Source organism: Pseudoalteromonas sp. SG43-1 (assembly GCF_014164415.1).
GTDB lineage: Bacteria > Pseudomonadota > Gammaproteobacteria > Enterobacterales > Alteromonadaceae > Pseudoalteromonas > Pseudoalteromonas distincta.
Genome location: NZ_JACJFD010000024.1, coordinates 78,866 through 86,100, shown reverse-complemented (window position 1 = coordinate 86,100; position 7,235 = coordinate 78,866). Strand labels below are relative to the sequence as shown.

The 7,235-nt window shown below is 39.5% G+C and carries 6 protein-coding genes; 4 read left to right on the top strand and 2 right to left on the bottom strand.

Translation table 11 applies throughout. The features are described 5' to 3' along the window. The first annotated feature begins 208 nt into the window (after nt 1–208). The 3 genes from H5159_RS15865 (at nt 209) to H5159_RS15855 (ending at nt 3,618) form a co-directional block, all read left to right on the top strand. Nucleotides 209–2,176 carry a hypothetical protein gene (locus tag H5159_RS15865; protein ID WP_182780634.1) on the top strand — a complete coding sequence of 656 codons (1,968 nt, stop codon included), beginning with the start codon at nt 209–211 and terminating at the stop codon, nt 2,174–2,176. Nucleotides 2,177–2,259: 83 nt separating this feature from the next. After that, a complete protein-coding gene (locus tag H5159_RS15860) occupies nt 2,260–2,718 on the top strand; it encodes a thioredoxin family protein (protein WP_182780633.1) in 459 nt (152 codons plus the stop codon). 453 nt (nt 2,719–3,171) lie between these two features. Beyond that, on the top strand, nt 3,172–3,618 hold the full coding sequence (locus H5159_RS15855; protein ID WP_182692302.1) for a hypothetical protein: 447 nt from the start codon (nt 3,172–3,174) through the stop codon (nt 3,616–3,618). 123 nt (nt 3,619–3,741) lie between these two features. Here the strand turns inward: H5159_RS15855 and H5159_RS15850 are convergent, their stop codons facing one another. Further along, nucleotides 3,742–4,620 carry a LysR family transcriptional regulator gene (locus H5159_RS15850; RefSeq protein ID WP_182780632.1) on the bottom strand — a complete coding sequence of 293 codons (879 nt, stop codon included), beginning with the start codon at nt 4,618–4,620 and terminating at the stop codon, nt 3,742–3,744. Nucleotides 4,621–4,757: 137 nt separating this feature from the next. Here H5159_RS15850 and H5159_RS15845 point away from each other — a divergent pair, with 137 nt between their 5' ends. After that, nucleotides 4,758–5,840, top strand: a complete 1,083-nt coding sequence (locus H5159_RS15845; protein ID WP_182780631.1) for a YeiH family protein — start codon at nt 4,758–4,760, stop codon at nt 5,838–5,840. A 29-nt stretch (nt 5,841–5,869) separates the two neighbouring features. Here the strand turns inward: H5159_RS15845 and H5159_RS15840 are convergent, their stop codons facing one another. After that, the gene (locus tag H5159_RS15840; RefSeq protein WP_182780630.1) at nt 5,870–7,189 is read right to left on the bottom strand and encodes a DASH family cryptochrome; all 1,320 of its coding nucleotides are present in this window, start codon (nt 7,187–7,189) and stop codon (nt 5,870–5,872) included. Nucleotides 7,190–7,235 lie beyond the last annotated feature (46 nt).

The following is a 7,235-nucleotide window of genomic DNA, read 5'->3' as shown; positions in this document are numbered from 1 at the left end:
GTGGTGAATTGGTGAATTGGTGAATTGGTGAATTGTCGGATGGCGCTGCGCTTATCCGACCTACGCTTATTCGATTTAGATTTATGCTTATTTAATTTATTAATGGGTTGTTTGTATAAATAATAGGTAAAAAACGTCTCCTTAAGCTAAAGCTTTTAATGCTGCGTCCGATAAATTACTTAATAGGGTTTAGCGATTAAGGATAATCATGGTCAACAGTACTCTTGGCAGCCAGGCTAATTTAAGCACTTTGCTGGCCCAATCAGTTAATAACGCTACCCAAAGCTCTGTGAGTCCTTCGCTACACACCAGCAGCGACCTTCAAGCTATTAATGATTTACAAACTAACGAGTCAAAAATAACCGACGAGTTATTAAACCAGCTAAATGATGAAACGCTTTACGAAACAATAACTAGTAATCAAAAAATAGAGGACGTCTTACAACAGCAGCTTACCTCGTTATTTACAATTTCAAGCACACCTAGCACGCTTAAATATAAACTCTCTAATGAAGAACTCGCCCTGCGCACCGTAATAAGCTCTCAGCATGAGGGGTTATTAAAAAACGAAAACAGTACCCAATTAATTGAGCGATTAAATACGTCGGTTAAAAATATTCAGGGTGCTTATGCTAATACCAGCGATATTTTATCGAGTTTAGGTCAGCTTGGGCATGAGCAAAAAACATTTTTAGCCTCAAGCCAGCAACGTATTGAGCGCTCACTTAATCCATACATGGAAAGCCTTAATCGCGCAAAATACGAGGATGACGATAACTACCTGTTTGAGCTCTCGGTAAAAACTAAAGAGGGTGATGTTATAAACATTACCTTTAACTCATCGCAAGGTTATGACGAAGAAACAGGTGAAGCGATAGATGGCTTTGGCATAAGTTACGAAGTTAATGGTAATTTATCTGAGGCTGAACATGGCGCTTTAACGCAGGTTATGGCGGGTGTTGGCGAAATGGCCGATGAGTTTTTTAAAGTGAGTGAAAATTCATTCAACCCTCTTATAGTGCCAAATCAAACAGACATGAGCTTAGATTTTTTAGCGGGCTTTAATAGTGAGCAGTTAGCCGGTTTTAATGTGTCGTTTTCGACAACGCAAAATGATGCGCTTGATACAGGAGAAAACACGCTTGATTTGAGTTACTCCATTGATGAAGCATCAAACCAGCAAGCACTTGTGTTTACAGCCGCAGGTGGGCAAAACGACATTGATTTTGCACTCGGTATGTCAACCATTGGCGCTAAAGACACGCAGCAAATGCAGCGGTATTTAGCGTCGCTAGATCAAAGCCTAGAAGATAGCCGAGTAAACAGTACTAAAGATGATAAAACATCTGCATTTGGTAAAAGTGGCGATGAGGCAATGCAACAAGGTTTTGCATTGTTTAAAGGCGCTTTTGCGAGTATGTCGTCGGCTGCTGAGCGTTATAGCAATTTGGAGTCACTTGCAGAACAGCAATTTAATGACGGGCGCGCTATGGTTGCCGATTTGGTTGATAACATGATTACAAACGATACCCGTTACCAAGGGCTTAGTAATAAAGCGCCAAATACATTGGGTGCGGGGATTTCTAAACTCGCTGATTTTGATGCTGCATTTTCTTATGCGCTTGATAACGGCGACTATCAGCCTAAAAGTACAATTGAGCTAAGCCAAGCGACTGAACAAAGCCAATTAGGGGAGCTTAGCGGTGTAACGCAAAGTAAAAATGTAAGTAGCCACTTTGATTATCAATACAGTCGCCCTGATTACTACAACAAAGAAGAGAGTTATAACGTAGGTACTGCGGTTAAAAATAAAGAACTTGTGGGGCTTGTTCAGTCTCACGAGGTTGATGTTGATACAAAAATGTTTGAGTTTAATCCGCAAACCAATCAATACGAGCTGCAAATGGCGATGCAAGAACAAACCATTAGCAAAAGTGACATTCGTTTAATTGATGATATTTGGCTTGAAGAAAACGAAAACAGCTACAACATGAATAAAAAAGAGCGTGTTGAGAGTGACGAAAAGCAAGACGAGTTTAAAAAAACAAGCAGCCATTCTCATAATAAACTAGTTACCCTAATTGGTGATTTAGATAAGCTAGCTGAGAATAAAAACGTAAGGCGAGAATATTTAACTAACTTATCGCAAGTTAACTTTTTTATGGATAAAAAGTAACGGTTTTGAGTTGTTCACTCCACACTCAATATTGGGTATAGTCGTTTAATACCTAAATTAATACCTAAATTAAGAGCAACCTTATGTTTAAACAATTAATTTTACTGTACGCTTTAAGCATGCCGCTTGTAAGCTGCGCTGCTACAGCGCCATTTTCGGGCGAGATAAGTACGCAAGCACTGCTAAGCGACTATGACAAGTTTAACGAGCAATACAAGGCGTATACACCAACAGCACAAGACATTTCATTAATGCAAAAGCTAGAAGGCAAGGAGCTAATTGTATTATTTGGAACGTGGTGCCACGACAGTGAGCGCGAAGTGCCAAAACTCATTAAGTTACTTGATGCATCGAAAGTACAACTTGCAAGCATTGACTATGTGGCCGTAGGTTACAACAAGCAAGACGATGCAGGCATTGCACAGGCTCACGACTTACAATACACGCCAACGTTTATTGTTAAACAAAATGGCAAAGAGTTGGTACGCGTAATTGAAAAGCCAACGGGTACGTTAGCGCAAGACTTAACTCAGGGTTTGTAAGGTCTATTCTTATGTTATGGCAATTCAATTAAAAGGATGTATAAAGGTTGGTTTTCTGTGATTTGTTGCTAATTATAGCCTGTCATTTAACGTCAATTAGGTAAGCGTTTTGTGAGCATCAACCCGCGATTTTATTTATAATTAATATGGATATTTATGAAGTGCAAAAAGTGTAAATCAGGAATTACCTCCCCAATAATTAAAACGACAAATATTAACGGGACTCCAATCGCGTCATCATCTTGCCCAGTCTGCGGTGAAAATTTAGATGGTTCAAAAAGATATTGGGTTTTATTAATTATTTTACTTATCGGCATTGGTGTAGCATCAAGGTATTTTTCTTAACTCTAGTTATATTACCTACACATGTGAATGAGCAAGACTTTGGTTTTGATTATTAGTCTTTTATTTTATCCGACTGATTTAGTCTTTTACATAAAAGTTATGTGACTTATGAAATTAATGCGAACTGAAAAAGTTCAATTGTGGTTTATGATAAATGCCAACAAATTGTATGTAGCTGCCGCTGTTTTTGGTGCTATTTTTGTCTTGATTTGGGGGGATGCTTCTCAATGGAAATACGAGGAAGATAAAAATCACTTCAGCACCTTTTTTTCATCCATTGATAGCCGAATTAGTTTTGTAAGGCATGGTTATTCAGGTACCAGTTTAAGAGTTGTTGTGAATTTTGATGCCGAAGGGCTCACTCTGGATGAAATCAAAAATATAACTCCAAAATATAAACATTTGATTCTTGAGCGCATTTGCAATGATTTAGAGAGTTTGAAAGTTTTAGAAGACGGCTACTATTTTGATGTGGATTTAAGGGATACCAGCTCTGAACACATGTTTAAAAATTATTTTAATTTAATAGTAAAGCATGAAAGGTGTATCACGTAACACAAGTGAGTTTTAACTTAGCTAATAGGCATTAGAAAGACTAAAGGGCTCAAATTTTGACTTTAAAGATTAAACTTTATGTAAATTTGCTACTGGTGCCTTACTACTTATAGATTGCGAGCATTATTCACTAAACAGGCTTTTTTCGAACGCTTGCGCAGCGTGTGAAGACGGTCTGTCTTTATAATGCAGTTGATAAAGTGGCCGAGAAAGTTGCTCGTTATTTTTTTGGCTCAGGCGTGTTAATTTGCCTAACTGCACTAAATCTTCAGTGACTACATTTGGTAATAAAGCGACCCCCATACCTTGAGCGACGGCCCTTGCTATGGCTTCGTTGCTGCCTAATTGCATACTTTGCTCTGCTTGTACGTCATGTTGTGCTAATAGCTTTACCGACATTTCTAAAGTGCCAGAGCCTGGCTCACGTAATAACCAAAACTGTTTGTTTAACCATGCTTTTAAGTCTTTCGTGGGCTTAAAGTTACTCGGTATAACAACACTCATTAAATCGTTTTGCCAGTGCTTACTTATTATATGCGGCTCGGTTGGTGTGCCTTCAACCAGTGCTAAATCGATAGTGCATTCAAGTAAGGCATGTTCAATTTGCGCGGTATTAGCCACTTGTACTTCTACTTTTATATGTGGGTATTGGGCACAAAATTTAGCTAAATAAGGTGGTAACCAATAGCTGGCAATGGTGGTGCTGGTACCTATAACGAGCGTGCCGCGTTTTAGCCCAGTGCGCGATTTAATATCTTCAATGGCGGCTTTTTCTATGGCAAAAATGCTACGTGCATGATCATATAAGGCTTGGCCACCCTCGCTTAAGGTGAGCTTTTTACCCTTAGATGCGCGCTCAATAAGTTGAATGTTTAACTGATGCTCAAGTTCTTTTAGCGCCTTAGAAACAGCGGGCTGGCTTATAAAAAGCGCTTCGGCTGCGCCTGAAAAGCTACCCAATTTAGCCACTGTATAAAACACCCTAAGTGCATGTAAGTTCATTAAACAACCTTAAATTGCATAACTCTAAATTGTATAACTTTAAGTTATCGAATTATGATTTTAATGTATTGGAGTTATATTTTGCGCTTTCTTAAAATGAAGTCAACAGTTTAACGTTGTTCAATTGAGGGAATATTATGCTTAGCGCTATTAAAAATGGGTTTCAGCCTTTAGGTATTAATACTAAGCAATACGGCGATACGCGCTGGTGGATTGGCATGTTACTAGTTATTGTACTTGCGGGTGTTGCTATTGCGTTGAGTAAATTACCAATAATGCAAACTGCGCAATTTAGCTCACTCACTATTGGTATTGTGGTTGGTATTATTGTGGGCAACAGTGTGTTTTCGCGTATAGCTACGCGTACCGATGTAGGTGTTGATTACGCTAAAAGTATTTTACTCAAAGCGGGTATTATTTTATTTGGTTTTAGAATTACCTTTGCACAGGTAGCTGGCGTTGGTTGGAGTGGGTTACTAACCGATATTGTTATGCTGTGTGGTACGTTTATATTAGCAATACAGCTTGGTAAACGTGTATTTAAGCTTGATGAGCAAACAGTAATATTAATTGGCGCAGGTAGCTCTATTTGTGGCGCAGCAGCTGTAATGGCAACTGAGCCAGTTATAAAAGCTCAGGCACATAAAGTATCGGTAGCGGTGGCGACGGTGGTGGTGTTTGGCACGCTAAGTATGTTTGCCTACCCAATTATGTTTGATTACATGGGGCTGAGTGAGCACGCATATGGTATTTTTGTAGGCTCAACCATTCATGAAGTAGCACAAGTGGTTGCAGCGGGCACAGCTGTAAGCGCCAATGCTGCTGATACCGCCGTTATAGAAAAAATGCTACGCGTGATGATGCTCGCGCCATTTTTAGTGGGATTATCGTTTTGGCAAAGTAAAAAGCATGCAAAAACAAACAATAACGTGCATGGAGGTGAGCAAAAAGCGGGTATTACCATCCCTTGGTTTGCAGTGTTATTTATTGTGGCAAGTGGTGTGCATTCACTCTCTATTATTCCTCAAGTGGCTACAAGCGCAGTTGTTTGGTTTGATAATATATTACTCACTATTGCGATGGTGGCTTTGGGTTTACGCACACATGTTGGGGCAATTCGCCAAGCGGGTATTAAACCGCTGTTACTGGCGCTGTGTTTATTTTTGTTTTTAACATTGGGTGGTTACGCTATTAATATAGGTATTGCTGAGCTGATTTAAACGTTACTTGGTAAAAGTTGATTGGCGGCTTAAATTGGCCAATCAACTTCGTTTAAGGTATTTAGCTGCGTGCTGGTATTTTCATTGCCTTGCCACTTATTAGTGTAAGCAGCGTGCGGATCAAACTGCGCGGTTTGTTTTTCAATATTAAAGTGCCTACCACCACGCGGGTCGACCCCTACACCCGCTATATATTGCCAATTACCCCAGTTAGCGGCTACATCGTAATCAATCAATTGTTGTTCAAAATAAGCCGCGCCATAGCGCCAATCAAGGCCAAGCTCGTTAACTAAGCAGCTTGCGGCAATTTGCCTTGATCTATTTGATATATAACCGGTCGTATTAAGCTCATTCATAATGGCATTGACTAATGGATAGGGTGTTGAGCCATTGCACCAAGCAGCAAAGCGGTTTGGTATAAACGTAGTAAGGGGTTTTGTTTGCTTTTGACCTTTAAAACTAAATAGGCTGTTGCCTGCTTTGAGTGCATGCCATTTAAAATACTCTCGCCATAGCAATTCAAATTTAATCCAGTAGGTAGACTCGTTTGTTATTTGGTTATGTTCGTACTGTTCAACAGCTTTATAAACTTGCCTCGCACTTACACAACCAAAGGCAAGCCAGGTACTAAATTTTGTGGTGTTATTAAAGCCATCAAGTTCGTTTCGAGTTGTTTTATAGGTACTTGGTAGCAAGCCTGAAAAGTATTGCGTTAAATGAGCTTGCGCACTTTTAAATCCGCCGTGCATTATCGCGTTGTTGTCATCAGTATATTCACTAAGCTCAATTGGTTTGGCCGCACATAATGTTATAGGTTGAGGGAGTAAACCTTTAGGCAGAGTTGAGGTTGTTATAGGTATGTTTACCGCCTCTACTTTTTTTCTAAATGGGGTAAAGCTTTTAGGCAGCTCGTTTAAATCAAAAGGGAGATCACTTTGTTGAAATAGAGTGTCTTGTTGAGTTGTTTTAAATATGACATGTGGGCAATGTGCTTTTAGTCGCGCAAGTTGGCGCTGCTCATAGGTTCCAACATGTTCACTGCACACTACTTCATCAATGTGTTGCTCAGCTATACGCTGCTTTAAAACACTAACAGGTTCACCCTCAAGTACGTGCAGTGTTTGTCCGCGTTCAATAAGCGCTTGTTGCAGCTCGTACAAGCTTTGCATTAAAAACTGTTGTTTGTGCACACCATATGGCTTTTGTTGGTAATTATTACTTTTAAACCAGTGCGGGTTTATTACAAATACAATATCGATAGCACATTGCTCAGTAGCAAGTTCGCTTAAAATAGGGTTGTCGTCTATTCGTAAATCGTTTTGTAGCCAATATAAAATACGTTTGCTCATAGGTTTGCTCAGGTTTTTAAACTCTAAAGTGGTACGAAGCAAAAGC